This window comes from Mesorhizobium newzealandense (assembly GCF_042682145.1).
Lineage (GTDB): Bacteria > Pseudomonadota > Alphaproteobacteria > Rhizobiales > Rhizobiaceae > Mesorhizobium > Mesorhizobium newzealandense.
Map to the genome: position 1 here is coordinate 573,781 of NZ_JBHUGZ010000030.1, position 19,640 is coordinate 593,420.

At 62.5% G+C, this 19,640-nt stretch carries 20 protein-coding genes; 12 read left to right on the forward strand and 8 right to left on the reverse strand.

Translation table 11 applies throughout. The annotated features are described in order from the left end of the window. Positions 1 to 38 precede the first annotated feature (38 nt). Both ACFSOZ_RS36860 and ACFSOZ_RS36865 read left to right on the forward strand, forming a co-directional pair. The gene (locus tag ACFSOZ_RS36860; RefSeq protein WP_379106645.1) at positions 39 to 1,133 is read left to right on the forward strand and encodes a branched-chain amino acid ABC transporter substrate-binding protein; all 1,095 of its coding nucleotides are present in this window, start codon (positions 39 to 41) and stop codon (positions 1,131 to 1,133) included. Positions 1,134 to 1,235: 102 nt separating this feature from the next. Further along, positions 1,236 to 2,099, forward strand: a complete 864-nt coding sequence (locus ACFSOZ_RS36865; protein ID WP_379106472.1) for a LysR family transcriptional regulator — start codon at positions 1,236 to 1,238, stop codon at positions 2,097 to 2,099. Between the two features lie 105 nt (positions 2,100 to 2,204). Here the strand turns inward: ACFSOZ_RS36865 and ACFSOZ_RS36870 are convergent, their stop codons facing one another. The 5 genes from ACFSOZ_RS36870 to ACFSOZ_RS36890 form a co-directional block, all read right to left on the reverse strand. Continuing rightward, complete coding sequence (locus tag ACFSOZ_RS36870; RefSeq protein WP_379106475.1) at positions 2,205 to 2,513, reverse strand: cupredoxin domain-containing protein; 309 nt, start codon at positions 2,511 to 2,513, stop codon at positions 2,205 to 2,207. Between the two features lie 11 nt (positions 2,514 to 2,524). Next, complete coding sequence (locus ACFSOZ_RS36875; protein WP_379106477.1) at positions 2,525 to 3,049, reverse strand: DUF4142 domain-containing protein; 525 nt, start codon at positions 3,047 to 3,049, stop codon at positions 2,525 to 2,527. Positions 3,050 to 3,162: 113 nt separating this feature from the next. Then, a complete protein-coding gene (locus ACFSOZ_RS36880) occupies positions 3,163 to 3,837 on the reverse strand; it encodes an RNA polymerase sigma factor (RefSeq protein WP_379106479.1) in 675 nt (224 codons plus the stop codon). A gap of 101 nt (positions 3,838 to 3,938) precedes the next feature. Beyond that, the gene (locus tag ACFSOZ_RS36885) at positions 3,939 to 5,027 is read right to left on the reverse strand and encodes an HPP family protein (protein WP_379106481.1); all 1,089 of its coding nucleotides are present in this window, start codon (positions 5,025 to 5,027) and stop codon (positions 3,939 to 3,941) included. Between the two features lie 253 nt (positions 5,028 to 5,280). Further along, the gene (locus tag ACFSOZ_RS36890; protein ID WP_379106483.1) at positions 5,281 to 6,450 is read right to left on the reverse strand and encodes a cystathionine beta-lyase; all 1,170 of its coding nucleotides are present in this window, start codon (positions 6,448 to 6,450) and stop codon (positions 5,281 to 5,283) included. A gap of 328 nt (positions 6,451 to 6,778) precedes the next feature. On the opposite strand from ACFSOZ_RS36890, the gene ACFSOZ_RS36895 reads away from it, so the two are divergent. The 8 genes from ACFSOZ_RS36895 (at position 6,779) to ACFSOZ_RS36930 (ending at position 13,763) form a co-directional block, all read left to right on the forward strand. Next, entirely contained in the window at positions 6,779 to 7,414 is a 636-nt protein-coding gene (locus tag ACFSOZ_RS36895; protein WP_379106484.1) for a DUF1326 domain-containing protein, read from the forward strand. A 9-nt stretch (positions 7,415 to 7,423) separates the two neighbouring features. Beyond that, positions 7,424 to 8,278 (forward strand): DUF2182 domain-containing protein, encoded by an 855-nt coding sequence (locus tag ACFSOZ_RS36900; RefSeq protein WP_379106486.1) that lies wholly within the window; start codon positions 7,424 to 7,426, stop codon positions 8,276 to 8,278. A gap of 99 nt (positions 8,279 to 8,377) precedes the next feature. Continuing rightward, positions 8,378 to 8,683, forward strand: a complete 306-nt coding sequence (locus ACFSOZ_RS36905) for a hypothetical protein (RefSeq protein ID WP_379106488.1) — start codon at positions 8,378 to 8,380, stop codon at positions 8,681 to 8,683. A 26-nt stretch (positions 8,684 to 8,709) separates the two neighbouring features. Further along, positions 8,710 to 9,738, forward strand: a complete 1,029-nt coding sequence (locus tag ACFSOZ_RS36910) for an amino acid ABC transporter substrate-binding protein (protein ID WP_379106491.1) — start codon at positions 8,710 to 8,712, stop codon at positions 9,736 to 9,738. 63 nt (positions 9,739 to 9,801) lie between these two features. Further along, a complete protein-coding gene (locus ACFSOZ_RS36915; RefSeq protein ID WP_379106496.1) occupies positions 9,802 to 10,989 on the forward strand; it encodes an amino acid ABC transporter permease in 1,188 nt (395 codons plus the stop codon). A 4-nt stretch (positions 10,990 to 10,993) separates the two neighbouring features. After that, the gene (locus tag ACFSOZ_RS36920; RefSeq protein WP_379106498.1) at positions 10,994 to 12,151 is read left to right on the forward strand and encodes an amino acid ABC transporter permease; all 1,158 of its coding nucleotides are present in this window, start codon (positions 10,994 to 10,996) and stop codon (positions 12,149 to 12,151) included. Positions 12,152 to 12,229: 78 nt separating this feature from the next. After that, positions 12,230 to 12,979, forward strand: a complete 750-nt coding sequence (locus ACFSOZ_RS36925) for an amino acid ABC transporter ATP-binding protein (RefSeq protein ID WP_031240865.1) — start codon at positions 12,230 to 12,232, stop codon at positions 12,977 to 12,979. Between the two features lie 115 nt (positions 12,980 to 13,094). Then, positions 13,095 to 13,763: a TIGR02117 family protein gene (locus ACFSOZ_RS36930; RefSeq protein WP_379106500.1), complete on the forward strand. Its 669-nt coding sequence runs from the start codon at positions 13,095 to 13,097 to the stop codon at positions 13,761 to 13,763. Positions 13,764 to 13,793: 30 nt separating this feature from the next. On the opposite strand, the gene ACFSOZ_RS36935 is transcribed toward ACFSOZ_RS36930, so the two are convergent. Both ACFSOZ_RS36935 and ACFSOZ_RS36940 read right to left on the reverse strand, forming a co-directional pair. After that, entirely contained in the window at positions 13,794 to 15,032 is a 1,239-nt protein-coding gene (locus ACFSOZ_RS36935) for an FAD-dependent monooxygenase (RefSeq protein ID WP_379106503.1), read from the reverse strand. Between the two features lie 19 nt (positions 15,033 to 15,051). Next, positions 15,052 to 15,297 carry a zinc-finger domain-containing protein gene (locus ACFSOZ_RS36940; protein ID WP_378979043.1) on the reverse strand — a complete coding sequence of 82 codons (246 nt, stop codon included), beginning with the start codon at positions 15,295 to 15,297 and terminating at the stop codon, positions 15,052 to 15,054. 146 nt (positions 15,298 to 15,443) lie between these two features. Between ACFSOZ_RS36940 and ACFSOZ_RS36945 the strand changes: the two genes are divergently transcribed. Then, positions 15,444 to 17,645, forward strand: coding sequence for an RNA degradosome polyphosphate kinase (locus tag ACFSOZ_RS36945; RefSeq protein WP_379106505.1), 2,202 nt, complete (start codon positions 15,444 to 15,446; stop codon positions 17,643 to 17,645). Continuing rightward, positions 17,645 to 19,180, forward strand: a complete 1,536-nt coding sequence (gene ppx, locus ACFSOZ_RS36950) for an exopolyphosphatase (RefSeq protein ID WP_379106507.1) — start codon at positions 17,645 to 17,647, stop codon at positions 19,178 to 19,180. Before ACFSOZ_RS36945 ends, ppx begins: the two co-directional genes overlap by 1 nt. Before the next feature lie 3 nt (positions 19,181 to 19,183). On the opposite strand, the gene ACFSOZ_RS36955 is transcribed toward ppx, so the two are convergent. Further along, complete coding sequence (locus ACFSOZ_RS36955; protein ID WP_379106509.1) at positions 19,184 to 19,588, reverse strand: DoxX family protein; 405 nt, start codon at positions 19,586 to 19,588, stop codon at positions 19,184 to 19,186. Positions 19,589 to 19,640 lie beyond the last annotated feature (52 nt).

A 19,640-nucleotide genomic window follows, 5' to 3' on the forward strand; every position in this document is an offset into this window, starting at 1 on the left:
AAAACAGGGGAATAAAAATGCGCATGATCGTGCAGATGATGACTGCTGTCCTTATGACTACCGCTGCTGTAGGCGCTGCGAGGGCGGATATCGTATTCGGCGTCGCGGGTCCGATGTCAGGGCCGAACGCGGCTTATGGAGAACAGTACCGCGTCGGTGTCGAAACCGCGGTCGAACACATCAACGCCAATGGCGGCATCCTCGGACAAAAGCTTGTCGTTTCGGTCGGTGACGACGTCTCTGACCCGAAGCAGGGCGTTTCGGTCGCCAACAAATTCGTCGCCGATGGCGTTCACTATGTCGTCGGGCACTATAATTCCGGCGTCACCATTCCAGCTTCCGAGGTCTATTCGGAAAATGGCGTGCTGTTCGTAACGCCGACAGCCACCAACCCGACAGTGACGGAGCGCGGCCTCTGGAACGCCTTCAGGGCATGCGGCCGTGACGATCAGCAAGGCTCCATCGCCGCCAAATTCATCCTCGATCGCTTCAAGGACAAGAAGATCGCGATTGTCGACGACAAGTCGACGGCAGGCAAAGGTCTCGCCGATGAAATGACCGAGGCCTACAATGCCGGCGGCGGCAAGGAAGTTCTCCACGAGGAGGTAAACCCGGGCGAGAAGGACTACAGCCCGCTGGCAACAAAGATCAAGCAATCGGGTGCCGACCTCCTCTATTACGGCGGCCAGCATACGGAGGCTGGCCTCATCGTCCGTCAAATGCACGATCAGGGCGTCACCGCGATCCTGATGGGCGGCGACGGTATCAGCAACAGCGAATTCGGTGCCATAGGTGGTGACGGTGCGGTTGGCACCCTGATGACCTCGTTCCCCGATCCTGCGACCTTTTCGGAAGCCAAGGACGCCGTCGCCGATCTGAAGGCCAGGAACGTGCCCACCGAGGCGGTGACCCTCTACGCTTACGCGGCAACGCAGATACTTGCCGAGGCTATCGTCAAGGCCAAGGCCGACGATCCCAAGGCCGCCGCCGACTATCTCCATTCCGGCGCCAGCATCCCGACGGTGCTCGGTTCGATTTCTTATGACGAGAAGGGGGATATCAAGCAGCCGGGGTTCGTCGTATTTGAGTGGCGGAAGGTCGACGGCAAGCTGACCCCGGTCGCCCTCAAATAGAAACATCGCGTCGGCGGCCCCGCATCGGTCGCCGACGCGATTTTGGAACGTCGGACGATGGCCGTAAATCCGCCACGACCTCGAATGCCGCCTCTCAACACCTTGCGTGCCTTCGAGGCCGCCGCTCGCCATGAGAGTTTCGCCAAGGCCGCGGATGAACTGGGCGTTACTCCGGCGGCCGTGTCGCATCAGGTCAAATCCCTCGAAGCGTGGCTTGGCTCGTCGCTTTTTGTCCGGCACGCTCAGGGGCTTCATCTGACCGAGGCTGGACGCGCGGCCGTTCCGGTCTTCTCCACCGCCTTTGACGCCTTGGGCCTTGCTGTTCAGGAGCTGCGCATCTGGGCTCCGAAATCGCAAGTAAGCATTGCCGCGTTGCCGTCCATTGCGCAGCTCTGGCTGGCCCCGCGTCTGCCGCTGCTTCGTGCTGCCTTGCCCGCCCTTCGGCCTTCCATCCATGCATTGGAGGAGCCGCCGGATTTCAGACGGGAACCGTTTGACCTCGCTATCTTCCTGACAAGCCACAGGGCCAGCGGCAGCCGCTCGTTCAAGCTGTGCGATGATGTCATATTTCCGGTCTGCACCCCTGCTTTGGCGGAGCAGTTGAAGACACCCACGGATCTCGCCTCGCAGCTTCTTCTGTGGGACACCACATGGACCGGCGATTGGAACCTGTGGTTCGACAGTGTCGGTGTGAAAGGACCGTCGATCGATGCCGGATCGGAATTCTCACTCTACAGCCTGGCGCTTCAGGCTGCCACCGATGGTGCCGGCGTTCTGATGGGGCACGAGGTTCTGGTCTCTCGCGCCTTGGCGTCCGGCGCGCTTGTGGCGCCGTTTTCCCAACGCGTCCTGAGTGGCCTCAGCCTCGAAGTGCTCGCTCCAGACCGGCCGCCTGCCCAGGCGGCGCAAATGATTGAGTGGCTGCTTTCGCAAGCAGAGCTGAATAGCGTGGAAACAAAGGTTTGAGTGCCAGCAGCAGGTCTTCGAATGGCGCCCAGGCGCTGTTGGCTTCAGCCATCTCGAAGCAGCAATCGACGGCGAGGTGGTCGTTTCGCCGTCGATCCGCCAGCCTCAGGGCGCCACCACTAAACGGCCTTTCATGTTGGGGTGGAAGCGGCAGAAATAATCGACCGTTTCCGCCGTCTCCAGGGTGAGGCTCGCGGACTTTTTCGGCGGAATCATCACCTCCCAACCGCCCTTGACGGTGGCCGTGTGGGCGAACACGTCCTTGTTCACCCACTCGATCGTATCGCCGACCTTCGCCTCGACGGTGGCTGGCGAGAACACCAGCTTGTCGATGGTGACCTGGATGGTTTCAGCCTGTGCCGGAACGATACCGATGGCCAGCGTCGACGCAATCCACAGATGGCGTTTCGACATGATCGCTGTCCTCACTTCAGCATGCCGGCGACATGTTCGGCATGCTGCTCATGGCCCTGGAATATCTTCAGGCCGGTTTCCAGCAGGCTCTTCAGTTCGGCATTGCTGGCCGATGGGATGAGCAGTGTTTCGAGAGCGCCGTTGACCTGCTTGTGGTAGGCGACCTCGTTGTCGACATAGGCCTTGTCGAAGGCGGCACCCTCGAGCGGGGCGAGCTTGGTCCTTTCTTCGGCGGCAGCCTTGCTCAGCGCCTGGCTGGTGGCGTTGTCTTCCGGCGTGACCTTCAGCTTCTTGACCAGGTCGAGCGCCTGCACGTTCACGGCTTCGTGGTCGCGGACCATGTCTTTGGCGAAGTCCACGACGTCCTTGTTCTTCGATTTCTCGATCGCCAGCTTGGCCGCTTCAACGTCGATGACCCCGGCCGTGTAGGCGATGTGGGCGATCTGCGGGTCGGTCGGCTTGTCGGCGGCTTGTGCGAACGGTGCAGTGCCAAGCAGCAGCATGGCGGCCAGGGCAGCGGTGTGACGAATAAGCATGGCATCTCCTTCGCCCGGAGCGGGAATCGCGCCGGACAGCTTTTTTCAGTTGACGGTCATTGGATGCAGGGCAGCGGCAAACGTTCCCGCCAAATGAGCCAACACGACGAGGGTCAGCTTTCCAGGTCGAGCCGCCGCATCACCGCGCTGGTCAGCCTTTCGCAACGCCGGCCGGCGAAGGGAAAAGCATCGAGCAGCACCGGCCCGATCTGGTCGTCCAGGGCCTTGCGCACCAGGGCGCGGGCGCGGTGCAGCCTTGTCTTGACGGTTTGTGGCCGTACGCCGAGAAGATCGGCGGTCTCTTCGATGCTCAGCCCTTCGATCACCCGCGCCACGAACACTGTCCGGTAGACATCGGGAAGGCTGTCGGTGGCCTGTTCGACCAGCTGGAGGATCTGCCGTTGCGCCATCGTCCGCTCCGGATCGTCGCTGGGGTTGAGGGGGAACCGGATGATCTCGGCTTGCGGATTTTCCGGCATTGCCACCGTTCTGCGCCTTTTGCGCAGGCGGCCGAGCGCCTCGTTGATGACGATGCGCGACAGCCATGTGGCGAGCGAGGAGTCGCCGCGAAAGGCATCGAGATGGGCGAAGGCCCTGACATAGGCCTCCTGCACGATGTCCTCGGCCTCGCTGTCATTGCGCACCACGCCGCGGGCGATGCGGTAGAGCCTCTGATTGTGCGTCTTGATGATGGTGCGGAAAGCATCGCCCTCGCGCGCCAGGGCGCGGCGTACGAGCTGCATGTCGCCTGAAGCAACAGAAGGCATCGCCGTCAAGACAGCAGGCATGGCCAGTTCCTCGACCCAATCTCGGACCAGAACCCGATTGAGAGATTGGATGACATTGCCGGCAAAAGGTTCCCGGCCGTTTTCGCCGGGTCCGGCGGTGGCTACCGTAGCGCTTCCGGCGAAGGCTTGTCAGCAACCTGCAGGCGTGCCGTGGCCGCCAGCAGATCGGTCTGGGTGATCAGCCCGAGAATCCGCCTGTCGTCGTCGACGATGATGACCGCATGGCTGCGGCCGTCGGTGAGCACGGGCAGCAGACCCATGGCGGTGAAACCGGCGGCGGCTGTCGCCGCGGGTGATATGACGGACCCGAGCGTGCCGGAGGCCAGCGCCAGTTCCCGCAACCCCACGGTGCCTGCCAGCCTTGCCTCTGCGTCGACGACAGGCAAGGTACGGATGTTGTGGTCGAGCAGCAATTGGCGTGCCGCTTCGGCGGAGGTGTGTGCGTCGACCGAGATCACATCGCGCGACATGATGTCCTCGCACAGAAGGTTCTGGTGCGCGCGCACCATCGCCTGCAATTCGACTTGCCGCAACAGCCGGTCGAGATCGTTGCGATCGATATCGAACGTCTCATCAAGCGCACCAAGCGCGGCATCGATGTCCTCGGGCTGGAAGCCGACGCGCAACTGCGCTGGTAGATCGACGGTGCCGTGGCTGTTCGTTGGTGCTGAAACCGGCACGTGCGGGTAATTGCGTCGGGCCAGCCTGTGGAAGCCATAGCCGAGCGCCACTAGCAGGATCGAGTTCAGTGCCACCGGCACGAATGGAAACAGGAAGCCGGCGCTGATGACGGCGGGCCCTCCCAGCACGGCGGTCAGGGCGGCCGCACCGCCCGGCGGATGCAGGCAGCGCGTGAACGACATGGCGGCGATTGCCAGCGCCACAGCGATGCCGGAGGCAAGGGCGGTTTCGTGGATGAAATGCGCGACGATCACGCCGACCAGGGCCGATATCGTGTTGCCGCCGATGATCGACCATGGCTGCGCCAGCGGACTGGCCGGCACCGCGAACAGGAGCACGGCCGATGCTCCCATCGGTGCCACCAGCAGCGGCACGTGCGGGCCGTTGCCGAGCACCAGACCACCGATCGCCCCGGTCAGTGCAATGCCGATCGTCGCGCCGATGCAGGCGATGATGCGCTCGCGCAGCGTCGCGCCGGCAAGAATGGGAACAAAGAGGCGAAAGGCCATGGGGTCGGGAACTCAGCCGGTATTCCAGAGGAAGTCGAAACCGCGATGATCGCACCGCAATGACGCGGCAATGTCGAAGTTGAAAGCCAAATTGATCCGCGAAGTCGCGGTTTGGAGAAATAGAATTCCGTGACGTTGTTGCCGCATCCGCCGCGGTGCCGATTTGGCGCGGCAGGGCGAAGCGGCGGTTCACCAGTCTTTCGAGCTGCTTGCACTGACCCGTTGAATCAGTTTGGCCGAGTGCCCTGATCGCTCAGGCAGCCGCCGCGGCGGTCAGGCCGCGCAAGATGTCGGCCTTCAGGTCCTCGACATCCTCGAGGCCGATCTGCAGGCGGATCAACGGACCTTCATACGGACCTTTCGCAACAACGCGGTCGCCGAGCCAGACCGGCACGGCAAGGCTCTCATAGCCGCCCCAGGAATAGCCGAGGCCGAAGATCTGCAACGCATCGAGGAAGGCGTGCTGCTGCTTCTGGCCGCCGCCGGCAAGCACGATGGAAAAGATGCCGCTCGAGCCCGAGAAGTCCCGCTTCCACAGGCCGTGGTCCGGATGGCTGGGAAGGGCAGGGTGGAGCACGCGCGCCACGCCCTTCTGCCCCTCGAGCCAGGAGGCGATGGCGAGCGCGCTGCGCTGATGGTGCTCGAGGCGCACGCCCATGGTGCGCAGGCCGCGCAGCACCTGATAGACATCGTCGGGCCCGGCGCAGCAGCCAAGCGTGCAGAAGCTTTCGTAGAGATGCTTCCAGCAGCCTTCGTCGGCCGAGACCGTGCCAAGCAGCACGTCGGAATGGCCGGCCGGGTATTTCGTCGCCGCATGGATCGAGATGTCGACGCCGTGGTCGAGCGGACGGAAATACAGCGGCGTCGCCCAGGTGTTGTCCGTCATGACGAGGGCGCCTGCGGCGTGCGCCGCCTTGACGATGGCCGGGATGTCTTGCAGCTCGAACGTGTTGGAGGCTGGCGATTCGGTGAACACCACCTTGGTGTTGGGCTTGATCAACGCCGCGATGCCGGCGCCGGCATCGGGGGCGTAGTACTCGACCTCGACGCCCAGCCGCCTCAGCATCGTGTCGGCGAAATTGCGCGTCGGGTGATAGACGGAATCGACGATCAGCAGATGGTCGCCCGCCGACAAGAAGGCCAGCAGCGGTATCGTCACCGCCGCAAGGCCCGAAGGCACCACGATCGTGCCGGCCGAGCCTTCCAATGCATCTATGGCGTGGGCAAGGGCATCGGTCGTCGGCGTGCCGCGCGTGCCATAGGTGTATTTCTGGCTGCGTGCCGCCATCGACGCCGCGTCACGATAAAGCACGGTCGAAGCATGCACCACCGGCGGATTGACGAACCCGAAATAGTCATGCGGATTGTTGCCCGAATGGGCAAGCCGCGTGTTGATACCCAGTCCGTCGCCGTCTTTCGCCATTCTTCTTCGCCTTGTTTGATAAGGCGCTAGCCATAGTGCGGCGGCAATGGCCGTGCAACCGGCCCGCACCCGCCAGGGAACCGACTTCGGATGTACCAAGTCGTCTCTGGTGAAAGTCGCGCAGTCTTAATCCGGTCCGAGCGCATTGCGCCCTGGGCCTATCGGCTATTGAAGACGGCCGGGAAAGATATATGATTGAATCCTAATACTTTTGTCGGACTGCCTCGATCAGACGCTGCCGGATGATCATTCCCGGTTGCCCTCCTGATCCCCTGCGATCCGGGCATCTCGCTTGCAGAGAACGAATGCAGCCAAGAAGAGGAATGCCATGACCGACGTCAAGTGGATGATCAAGGCGCGCGAGTTCGTCAACTGCAACTGCGCCTATGGCTGCCCGTGCCAGTTCAACGCTTTGCCGACGCATGGATCCTGCCGGGCGGTGGTCGGCGTGGAAATCGAAAGCGGCTATCATGGCGACACCAGGCTGGATGGCTTGCGGTTTGCCGGTGTCTTCCGCTGGCCTGGCGCAATCCACCACGGCAGGGGCGAGGCGGCGGTGGTCATCGACGAGCGGGCGACCGAGGCGCAGCGCGGAGCGCTGCTTCGTATTCTCAGCGGTGAGGACACCGAACCCGGCGCGACCATATTCCAGGTCTTTTCGACCACGCTGGAGACAGTCCACGATCCGATCTTCGCGGCAATAGACTTCGAAGTCGACGTCGATGCCCGAGCGGCTCGCCTGAACGTGCCGGGCGTAACCTCGGGGCACGGCGAGCCGATCAAGAATCCCGTCACCGGCGCGGAGCATCGGGCGCGCATCGACCTCACGCATGGTTTCGAATATTCGCTTGCCGAGGTCGGGCGCGGCTGGACCAAGGCAACCGGCCCGATCAAGTTCGAACTGGCGGACTCGCACAGCCATTTCGCCAATTTGCACCTCTCGCAGAGTGGCATCGTGCATTGACCTGATCCAATGAGCGACACGGCCCTTGAGGCGGTGCTGCGGCGCGACCGCACAGTCGTGACGGTTGCGCTCGTCATCATTGCCGTGCTCGCATGGGCCTATGTGCTGTGGCTCGCCGCCGACATGACCATGCCGGATGCTACCACGCCGAGCGCCACAAGTGGCGACATGGATGGCATGGACATGTCGGGCATGCGTGGCATGGACATGGGCGCTGCGGTGACGCCCGGTTTCCGGGCCTGGGCGCTAGCCGACTTCGCTTTCATCTTCGCCATGTGGGCCGTCATGATGGTTGGCATGATGACGCCGTCGGTCGCGCCGATGGTGCTGCTCTATGCCGGGGTCGGCCGCAAGGCGCGGGCGGGCGGGCGGCCCATCGCATCGACTGCATGGTTTTTTACCGGCTATCTGCTCGTCTGGGTTGCCTTCAGCGCGGCGGCGACCGGCACACAATGGCTGCTGGCCAGCCTCACCTTGCTGAGCCCGATGATGGCAACCAACAGTACGGTTCTCGGCGGCCTCGTCCTGATTGCCGCTGGCCTCTATCAATGGACGCCGATGAAGGGCGTCTGCCTGCAGCAATGCCAGGCACCGATCGCATTTCTGGCCAGTCATGGCGGGTTCCGCTCCGATCCGCCTGGTGCGCTTCGATTCGGGATCCATCACGGCGCCTATTGCCTCGGCTGTTGCTGGGCGTTGATGGCGCTCCTGTTCGTCGGCGGCGTCATGAACGTGCTGTGGATCGCCGGCATCGCCATCCTTGTTCTCCTGGAGAAGAGGGTCCCGACCGGGCAACTGGTCCCGCGCATCTCTGGCGCGCTGATGGCGGCAATGGGCGCCTGGCTGCTCGTTCGAGCACTTTGAGCATGTGCTCCTCCCGTTTCCGGGCGGCACGACCATGCGACCCTGTCGCTCGCCATGTGACAGTCTTTGGATACGCCAATTCATCCCGGGATAAAATCAGTGACGCAGGGTAAATCCGGGAGACGGATTTCGCTGGCAAATTCCGGATCTGCGGCTGACCGGCCTTTGCCAATTTTGTTTGCGCGGCTTGCTAATTTCCTGGTGCCCTTGGCTGCAATTCAGGCATTTGCGGCGGTTGGTTTTCAAACTCTTTGGAATTCGGTCATTTTCCTTGACCTCACGGGAATTATCGCCTTCGATGCCATTCGTGAATGGGAGGCGGCGCGTCGGTTGCGATGCGGGTTTTCCGGGTATGGGCCGGAATGGGAGCTGCGTTCACGAGGGAAAAGATCAGGGTTTGCCTGAAAAACAGAGAAAAGGGTCTGTGGGTCATGAAAAATATTGCTATCAGCATTCTTGGCGCCGCCACGCTTGGGTTGATGGCGTCGGCCGCCTCGGCAACGACGCTCGATACCGTCAAGGCAAAGGGCTTCATCCAGTGCGGTGTCTCGACCGGCCTGGCTGGCTTCTCGGCGCCGGACGACAAGGGTGACTGGCAAGGCATCGATGCGGATTTCTGCCGCGCTGTCGCGGCCGCCGTCTTTGGTGACGGCACCAAGGTCAAGTTCACCCCGCTCAGCGCCAAGGAACGGTTCACCGCGCTCCAATCCGGCGAGGTCGACATCCTGTCGCGCAACACCACCTGGACCATCAATCGCGATACCGCGCTCGGCCTGAACTTCATCGGCGTCACCTATTATGACGGCCAGGGCTTCATGATCAATGCCAAGAAGCTGCCCGGCGTCAATTCGGCGCTGCAGCTTTCCGGCGCCGCTGTCTGCGTGCAGAGCGGCACGACCACCGAGCTCAATCTCGCCGACTATTTCAAGGCCAACAAGATGGAGTACAACCCGGTCGTCTTCGAGAAACTGGAAGAAGTCAACGCCGCCTATGACGCCGGCCGCTGCGACGTCTACACCACCGATCAGTCGGGCCTCTACGGCATCCGCCTGACGCTCGGGGCGCCGGCCGACCACGTCGTGCTGCCCGAGATCATCTCCAAGGAGCCGCTCGGACCGGCCGTTCGCCAGGGCGACGACCAGTGGTACCACATCGTCAAGTGGACCTATTTCGCGCTGCTGCAGGCAGAAGAACTCGGCATCACCAAGGCCAATGTCGATGAGATGAAGAACTCGCCCAGCCCGGAGATCAAGCGCGTGCTCGGCCAGGAAGCCGATACCAAGATCGGTACCGATCTCGGTGTCTCCAACGACTGGGTCGTCAACATCGTCAAGGCCGTCGGCAACTACGGCGAAATGTTCGACCGCAATGTCGGTTCGGGCAGCCCGCTGAAGATCGCCCGCGGCATCAATGCGCTGTGGACCAAGGGCGGCCTGCAATACGCTCCGCCGATCCGCTGATCGAAATGTGATCCGGAAGGCAGATCCTCTGCCTTCCGGTTTCTCTTTCCAGGGGACTGTCGAATGGCATCGCAGGAAGTTATTCGAGAGGAGCCAAGTCGCGCTTCTCTCATCAACGATCCGAAAGTCCGCAGCATTTTCTATCAATGCCTGGTCGTTGCTTTGCTGGTGTCCGGTGTCTGGTGGATCGTCCACAACACGATCGTGAACCTTACGAACCTGCACATTGCCTCCGGGTTTACCTTTCTGAAGGGCCGCGCCGGCTTCGATATTTCCGATTCGGCGATCGCCTATACGTCGGACTCCACTTATGGCCGCGCCATCATCGTCGGCTTGATCAACACGTTGATCGTCGCGTTTGTAGGCATCATCACCGCCACCATCATCGGTTTCATCGTCGGTGTCGGCCGGCTGTCGAAAAACTGGCTGATCCAGAAGATCTGCACCGTCTATGTCGAGGTGTTTCGCAACATTCCGCCGCTGCTGGTCATCTTCTTCTGGTATTCCGGCGTGCTGGCCGTGCTGCCGGCGCCGCGCGACAGCATCAACCTGCCGTTCGGCTCCTTCCTCAACCAGCGCGGCTTCTATTTTCCGCGCGCCATCTGGGGCGACGGCTCCTGGCTGATCCTGGTGGGACTGTTTGCCGGCATCGCCATGGCGTGGTTCGTCGCCCGCAAGGCGCATCAGCGGCAGATGGCTACCGGCCAGCAATTCCCGGTATTCTGGACATCGCTGGCGCTGATTGTCGGGCTGCCGCTGCTCGCCTATGCGCTGAGCGGCTTTCCGCTAACCTTCGACTTTCCCAAACAGTCGACCTTCAACCTGACCGGCGGTTTCGCCGTCAAGCCGGAGTTTCTGTCGCTCTATCTGGCGCTGTCGTTCTATACCGCGGCCTTCATCGCCGAGATCGTGCGCGCCGGCATTCGCGGCGTCGCCAGGGGCCAGAGCGAGGCGTCTGAGGCGCTTGGCCTGCGCTCCGGCCAGCTGTTGCGGCTGGTGGTTGTGCCGCAGGCCATGCGCATCGTCATTCCGCCGCTGGCCAGCCAGTATCTCAACCTGACCAAGAATTCCTCGCTCGCCATCGCCATCGGCTATCCCGACCTGACGGCGACGACCGGCACGGTGCTCAACCAGACCGGCCAGGCGGTGGAATGCGTGGTCATCATGATGGTGATCTATCTGGCCATCAGCCTTCTGACCTCGCTGTTGATGAACTGGTTCAACGCCAAAATGGCGTTGGTGGAGAGGTAGGGACATGCAAGAACATGATATGTCCTGGGTGCGCACCGAAATGGCGCTGGCGCAGCCGGCGCCAGCCAGCGTCACGGGTTTCGGTGCCTGGGTGCGCAAGAACCTGATCGCCTCAGCAGGCGATGCCATCCTGACCATTGTCGGCATCGCGCTGGTGGCGATAATCCTGCCGCAAATCATCAACTGGGCGTTCATCAACGCTGTGTGGACCGGACCGGACCGGACCGTGTGCGCCACGGTGGCGCAGGGCGGTATCCAGCCGGATGGCTGGTCGGGTGCCTGCTGGGCCTTCATCAACGCCAAGTTCGGCCAGGTCATGTTCGGCACCTATACGATCGAGGAGCGCTGGCGGCCGATCCTGACCGGCATATTGTTTGTGGTGCTTCTGGTGCCGATGCTGATGCCGAGTGTGCCACGCAAGGGCCTCAACGCCCTGCTGCTGTTCGTCTTTTTCCCCATCGTGTCCTATTTCCTTTTGGTCGGAGGGTCCTTCGGTCTGGAACATGTCGAAACCGCGCGCTGGGGCGGCCTGCTGGTGACGCTGTCGCTGTCTTTCGTGGCCATCGTCGCGTCGTTGCCGCTTGGCATCGTGCTGGCGCTCGGCCGGCGCTCCAGGATGCCGGTCGTCAAGATGCTGTGCGTCATCTTCATCGAAGCTGTACGCGGCATTCCGCTGATCACCGTTCTGTTCATGGCCAGTGTCATGCTGCCGCTGTTCCTGCCGCCGGGCGTCACCTTCGACAAGTACCTGCGCGCGCTGATCGGCGTGTCGCTGTTTTCCGCCGCCTATATGGCCGAGGTGGTGCGCGGCGGCCTGCAGGCCATCCCCAAGGGCCAATATGAAGGCGCCGATTCGCTCGGTCTCGGCTATTGGCAGAAGATGTATTTCATCGTCATGCCGCAGGCGTTGAAGCTGGTCATTCCGGGCATCGTCAACACCTTCATCGGCATGTTCAAGGACACCACCCTGGTCCTCATCATCTCGATGTTCGACCTGCTCGGCATCATCAAGCAGAACTTCGCCGATCCCAACTGGGCGACGGCGCAGACAGCCAAGTCGGGTCTGGTCTTCGCGGCCTTCGTCTTCTGGCTGTTCTGCTTCGGCATGTCGCGCTATTCAATGTACACCGAACGCCGGCTCGACACCGGCCACAAACGCTAAACAAAAGAACAAGGGGACCCTGTCATGGCCACCGAAAATGCCGTCAGCGCGGAAGAGATCAAGGTCAACGCCGCCAAGATGCACATCTCGACCACCGATGTCGCGATCGACATCATCGCCATGCACAAATGGTACGGCGAGTTCCATGTGCTGAAGGACATCAACCTGAAAGTGATGCGCGGCGAGCGTATCGTCATCTGCGGCCCGTCGGGCTCCGGCAAATCGACGATGATCCGCTGCATCAACCGGCTGGAAGAGCACCAGAAGGGCAAGATCATCGTCGACGGCAAGGAACTGACCAACGATCTGAAGAAGATCGACGAGGTCCGCCGGGAGGTCGGCATGGTGTTCCAGCACTTCAACCTGTTCCCGCATCTGACCATCCTGGAGAACTGCACTCTGGCGCCGATCTGGGTGCGCAAGACGCCGAAGAAGCAGGCGGAAGAAATCGCCATGCATTTCCTCAAGCGCGTCAAGATTCCGGAACAGGCCAACAAATATCCCGGCCAGTTGTCCGGCGGCCAGCAGCAGCGCGTGGCGATCGCCCGCTCGCTGTGCATGAACCCGCGCATCATGCTGTTCGACGAGCCGACCTCGGCGCTCGATCCGGAAATGATCAAGGAAGTGCTGGAGACGATGGTTGGCCTTGCCGAAGAAGGCATGACCATGCTGTGCGTCACCCACGAGATGGGCTTTGCCCGCAAGGTCGCCAACCGGGTGATCTTCATGGATCAGGGCCAGATCGTCGAGCAGAACACGCCGGCCGAGTTCTTCGACCATCCGCGCCACGAGCGCACAAAACTGTTCCTGTCGCAGATCCTGCACTAGGCCTTTGATAACCAGAAAGAGCCCGGCTGAAACAGTGCCGGGCTCTTTTGCGTATGGATGAGCAGGAGGCGGGCGGCTTGTGTCGCGCCGGGGTGCGTTTGCAGGGCCGCCATTCATGAAAAAGCTGGGACGTTTTCTAGGCCTTCTGTTGATCGTCGTTGCGCTCGCGGTGACGCTGGGCACGCTCGTGCCGCGACCACTCTGGCAAACAGCCGCCGCTCATCCCGCCGCCACGCACCATATCCTGGTGCTGACCAACCCGATCCACACCGACATCGCCATTCCGGTCGATGATGCCGTGCGCCAGCGCTTCCATTTCCTGGTCGATGCCGGCATCCCGGCCGATAGTCCGGAGGTTCGCTACATCGTCTTCGGCTGGGGCGGCCGCGCCTTCTATCTGGAAACGCCGACCTGGTCTGAGTTGAAGGCGGTGCCGGTGATGAAGGCACTGACTGTCGACGCGTCGGTCATGCATGTCGATGTCGCCGGTGACATCGCCGAACCGCATCCGGATGTCGCCGGCTTCAATATCGGCGAGGAGCGTTTTGCGGCGCTGCTCGATTTCATCGATGCGAGTTTCCAGCGAGGGCCGAACGGTCCGCTTCTTGTTCCGGACGCGGCCTACTCCAGGTTCGACCGCTTCTATGAAGCCAACGGCAATTTCAACGCGCTGGTCGGCTGCAACACCTGGACGGCGGCGGCCTTGCGCACCGCCGGGCTGCGCACCGGCTGGTGGAATCCGCTGCCGATATCGCTCGGCGTGTCGATGCGGCTTTACAATTAGCTCTGTTCCACGGGCCGGCATCCAGGCCTTTCAGCGTCGGATGATTTTCTGCGGTTGCCAGCCATAAAGCCAATCCAGATCGGCGGCGAGTTTGTCCGACGAGCGCATTTTCAGGAACAGATTGCGCGCGATAGCCACTGGACCCGCGGCATGCCAGGCAAGGCGATTGACGGCGCCACGACGGGCGACCTTTGCGACGCGCGGCCGCCGCAGGTTCTCCCAGATTTGAAGGCTTTGTGCCGGGTCGGTGGGGAAGTCGGCAAGGACATCCGCAAGCGTCGCCGCATCTTCGATCGCCATGGCGGCACCTTGCGCCGCGAACGGCGTCATCGCATGCGCGGCATCGCCGATCAGCGCCATGCCATCGGTCGTCCAAGGTTGTTTGCTGTCGACCGTATGGATCGGCCATGCCGTCCACGGGCCGGATTCCCCAACCAGACGGGCGAGCGCTGCCGCCGTACCGCGCAGCGCACCGGCCAGAATCCCTGCGTCGGCGTTGCCGGACCAGCCCTCGGCAATGCGTTCGCCCTTGGTGAAGGCGGCAAGATTGAAGGCATCACCTTGGCTGACGGGATAGGCGACCATGTGGAAGCCGGGATGCAGGAAGGTGGTGACGCAATTGGTGGCACCGATCGCGGCAAAGGCTTGTCCAGCAGCGCTGTCGGCGGGAATGGTGGCGCGCCACGCCAGTTCGCCCGAAAAATGGCTTCTTGGCGACGCCGCCCCCTTGGTTGTGTCGACAAGGCCGCGCAGCGATGACCAGACGCCATCGGCGCCGACCAGCAGGAAGCCTCCGGCCTCGACCGTCTCGCCGGCTATCTCGGCAGCCACGGTGACACCATGGCTGCCTTTGGCAACACTGCTGACCTGCGCACCGGTGGTCAGAAGAATGTTCGGCATCTCGGCAACGCGCGCAGTCAGGGCACTCTGCAGGTCGGCCCTGTGGGCGACGAGATAGGGTGCCTGCCAGCGGGCTTCGGCGGCTTGTCCGAGCGGCACACGTGCCAGTTCGCGCAACGTCGCGGCGTCCTTCAGCACCACGGCTTCCGGCCGCACCGTTGCCGGCAGCAGTCGGTCGAGCACCCCAAGCTGGCGAAGGATGCGTGTTGCGTTGGGAGAAAGCTGGATGCCGGCGCCGGCGGCTTCCAGGCGCTGCGCCTGTTCGAACACCTGCACAAGGTAGCCGCGTTCGGCGAAAGCAACGGCCGCGGTCAGCCCGGCAACGCCGGCCCCGGCGATAACGACTTGCCGGGACCGCCTGTCGTCCATCGGGCTTGTCGCGAAAGAATCAGGCAGCCTGGTCGATGTAGATGCAGCCGGCGGGCAGCGTTTCCGTCGCCTTCAGCTTTGGCGAATAGCGGTAGAGCGTCGAGCAATAGGGGCAGACTTTTTCATTGTCGTCGCCCATGTCGAGAAACACGTGGGGATGGTCGAAAGGCGGGTTGGCGCCCGTGCACATGAATTCCTTGACGCCGATGTCGATTGCCGGGTGGCCCGCATCGTTCTGAAAATGGGGAATGGAACCGCCTGCCATCGTCGTCTCCTTAACGCAGTCTCCTCTGCATCTGGATCATAACCCGTCTCTTTGCAAGTTCGATGAAATCAAACTGTCGCAAAAGCCTGTCAGAGGATAAGTTAAGCCGGTTAACCGGCGAGCGGTTGCGGGGAAGAGCGGGAATCATGAACGAACTGAAGCCGGTGCAGAGCGAATTCGTGAATATCGAGGTGGTTCGCCCGGAGGGCGGCAACCCGGATCGCTTTGTCAACCGGGAGTTTTCCTGGCTGCAGTTCAACCGGCGCGTTCTCGAGGAATCGCTGAATCTCAATCATCCGCTGCTCGAGCGCGTCCGCTTCCTGTCGATCTCGGCGGCCAATCTGGACGAGTTCTTCATGGTCCGCGTCGCCGGTCTTGCCGGCCAGGTGCGCGAGGGCATCACGCTGAAGAGCCCTGACGGCCGAACCCCCGAACAGCAGCTCGAACAGCTGCTGCGGGAGGTCGAGCGGCTGCAGGAAGACCAGCAGAAGAGCCTTTCGGCGCTTACCGTGCTGCTCAACAAGGAAGGCATCGAGAGCATCACCCGCGATGCCCTGACCAAGGACGAAAAGGTCTGGCTGGAAGACCATTTTCAGGAGCAGGTGTTTCCGGTGCTCACCCCGTTGTCGATCGACCCGGCGCATCCGTTCCCGTTCATTCCCAATCTCGGCTTCTCGATGGCGCTGCAATTGCGCCACCGCAAGAATGGCGAGGAGATGAGCGCGCTGCTGCGCCTGCCGGTGGCGCTGAAGCGCTTCATCCGTCTGCCGGACCGCAAGCACCATGTCCGCTTCATCCCGCTGGAAGAGGCGGTCGGCCTCTATATCGGCAAGCTGTTTCCCGGCTACGAGGTCAAGGGCTCCGGCACATTCCGCATCATCCGGGACAGCGATATCGAGGTCGAGGAGGAATCCGAGGATCTGGTGCGCCTGTTCGAGACGGCGCTGAAGCGCCGCCGCCGCGGTTCGGTGATCCGCATCGAATTCGACAGACTGATGCCCGGCGAATTGCGTGAGTTCGTTGCCGGCGAGCTTGGCGTGTCGTCGAGCCGCATCAGCGTCCTGACCGGGCCGCTGGCGCTCAGCCAGATTTCCGAGATCGTCGCCGTCCCCCGCGACGACCTCAAATTCACGCCTTACAATCCGCGCTTCCCCGAGCGCATCCGCGAGCATGGCGGCGACTGTTTTGCCGCCATCCGCGAGAAGGACATCGTCGTCCATCATCCCTACGAATCCTTCGACGTGGTGGTGCAGTTCCTGCGCCAGGCGATGGCCGATCCCGAAGTGGTGGCGATCAAGCAGACGCTTTACCGCACGTCAAACGACAGCCCGATCGTGCGCGCGCTGGTCGACGCGGCCGAGGCCGGCAAGTCGGTCACCGCGCTGGTCGAGCTCAAGGCGCGTTTCGACGAGGAAGCCAACATCCGCTGGGCGCGCGACCTGGAGCGCGCCGGCGTGCAGGTCGTGTTCGGCTTCCTTGAGCTGAAAACCCATGCGAAAATGTCGCTGGTGGTGCGGCGCGAGGACGGCAAGCTGCGCAACTACGTGCATCTCGGCACCGGTAACTACCATCCGGTCACCGCGCGCATCTACACCGATCTGTCCTTCTTCACCACCGATCCGACGATTGCCCGCGATGTCGCCCAGCTGTTCAATTTCATCACCGGCTATGCCGAGCCGACGGATGAAATGCGGTTGGCGATCTCGCCGTTCACGCTGAGAAGCCGCATCTTGAAGCATATTGCCGACGAGATCGCCCATGCGGTGGAGGGGAGGCCGGCACGCATCTGGATGAAGATGAACGCGCTTGTCGATCCGATCATCATCGATGCGCTCTATGACGCCGGCCGCGCCGGCGTCGAGATCGACCTCGTCGTGCGCGGCATCTGCTGCCTGCGGCCGCAAGTGCCGGGCCTGTCGGAAAACATCAGGGTCAAGTCGATCGTCGGACGTTTTCTCGAACACAGCCGCATCTATTGCTTCGGCAACGGCCATGGGCTGCCCTCGGACGGGGCGATCGTCTACATCTCTTCGGCCGACCTCATGCCGCGCAATCTCGACCGCCGCGTCGAGACCATGGTGCCGATCACCAATCCAACTGTGCATGAACAGATCCTGGGCCAGATCATGCTGGGCAACATCATGGACAATCAGCAAAGTTTCGACGTATTGGCTGATGGAACCTCCCGGCGCGTCGTGCTGGAGGAGGGCGAGGAACCGTTCAACGCGCAGGAATATTTCATGACCAATCCGAGCCTGTCGGGACGGGGTGACGCGCTGAAGTCGCATGCACCCAAGCGCATCGCGCAGTTCAAGCGCCGCAAGAAGAACGCCGCAGCGTCCAGCTGATGCTGTCTGATTCCCAGGGCCGGTTGCAGGACCGCCGACCGCTGTCCATCATCGACATCGGGTCGAACTCGATCCGTCTCGTCGTCTATGAGGGGCTGGCGCGCTCGCCGACTATGCTGTTCAACGAAAAGATGCTGGCCGGCCTTGGCCGTGGCATCGTGTCGACCGGCAAGCTCGACCCCGAGGCGGTGACACGCTCGATGGAGGAGTTCCGCCGCTTTCGCGCGCTCTCCGACCAGGCCGGCGCCGAGCACATGTATGTGCTGGCCACCGCCGCGGCCCGCGAGGCAATCAACGGTCCCGATTTCATCCACCGGGCCGAGGACGTGCTCAAGACCGAGATCCGCGTGATAAGCGGTCGCCAGGAAGCCTATTATTCGGCGCTCGGCGTCATTTCAGGCTTCCACCCGGCCAATGGCATCGCTGGCGATCTGGGTGGCGGCAGCCTCGAACTGGTCGACGTCAACGGCGAAGCGATCGGCGACGGCATAACGCTGCCGCTGGGCGGCCTGCGCCTGCAGGACATGGCGAAGAATTCGCTGACCCAGGCGGCGAAGATCACGCGCGACGAACTGGCGAAAGCGAAGCTATTGAAAGGCGGGCAGGGCAGGCCCTTCTACGCCGTTGGCGGCACCTGGCGAAATCTCGCCCGGCTGCACATGGAAATGACCAATTATCCGCTTGGCGTCATGCACCACTACGAGATCAGCGCCGACAGTGCGACGAACTTCCTCAAGCAGGTCGCCAAAGCCGAGATCGAGAAGGTCAAGGGTATCGAAGGCGTTTCGAAGAATCGCCGTTCGCTGCTGCCCTATGGCGCCATCGTGCTGCAGGAGATCATGGCGGCGATGCAGCCGTCGAAGATCATCGTCTCGGCGCTCGGCGTGCGCGAAGGCTTTCTCTATTCGCTGCTCGACGAGGCCGAGCAGAAGGCGGACCCACTGATTTCGGCCTCGGAGGAACTCGCCCGTCTGCGCTCACGCTCCGTCACCCATGCGCATGAACTTGTCGACTGGACCGCCAGGACCTTTGCCGCCTTCGGCATCGACGAGACCGAGGACGAGGCGCGCTACCGCCACGCTGCCGCATTGCTGGCCGACATCGGCTGGCGCGCGCATCCCGAATATCGCGGCAAGCAGTCGCTCAACATCATCGCGCACGCGTCCTTCTTCGGTGTCGACCATCCCGGCCGTGCCTTCCTGGCGATGGCCAATGCCTATCGCCACGATGGCATCTTCAACGAAGCCATCGCCCCCGAGATCAAGGCGCTGGCTTCGCCGCGTTATCTGGAGCGGGCACGGGTGCTGGCGGCGATGATGCGCGTCGTCTACCTGCTGACGGCGTCGATGCCCGGCATCATGCCCAGGCTGAAATGGGAACAGCGTGGCAATGGCGTATTGGCGCTGGTCTTGCCCGCATCGCTGGCCGACCTCTATGGCGAACGGCCGGCCGGGCGCCTGGCGCAACTGGCAAGGATAACCAACCGCCGCCTGGTGCTGGCCGTCGAGGGCGGACCGAGTGTGTCGGTGAAGTAGGCCTTACGCCGAAACACGCCCGTCGGCTGACCACACGCCGGCCCCGGCCATCGCCAGCGCCAGAAAACCACCCGATATGGCGATGTCCTTCATCAGCATCTGCTGGTGCAGGAAGGTGAGCATCGCGTCGCCGCCGCCCTGGCCGTAATGGCCGATGAAACCGGCGACGATGCAGAAGGCGGCAAGCAGCAGCGCCGTGATCCGGGTCTGGAAGCCGACCAGGACGAGCAATCCGGCGATCAGTTCGAACAAGCCTGTGCCCCAGGCGGCAAGTGTCGGCAGCGGCACGCCGAGGCCGGCGAAATAGCCTGTCGTGCCGGCAATGTCGGAAAGCGCGTGGAAGCCGGAGGGCACGAACAGGGCGGCAAGAAGCAGCCGGGAAAGCAGAAGCAGTGCGTTGCGGGGCATGCTTGTCACCTCCGATGTCGATCGGGCAGGGGTGGCTGAGACCGTTCCCCAT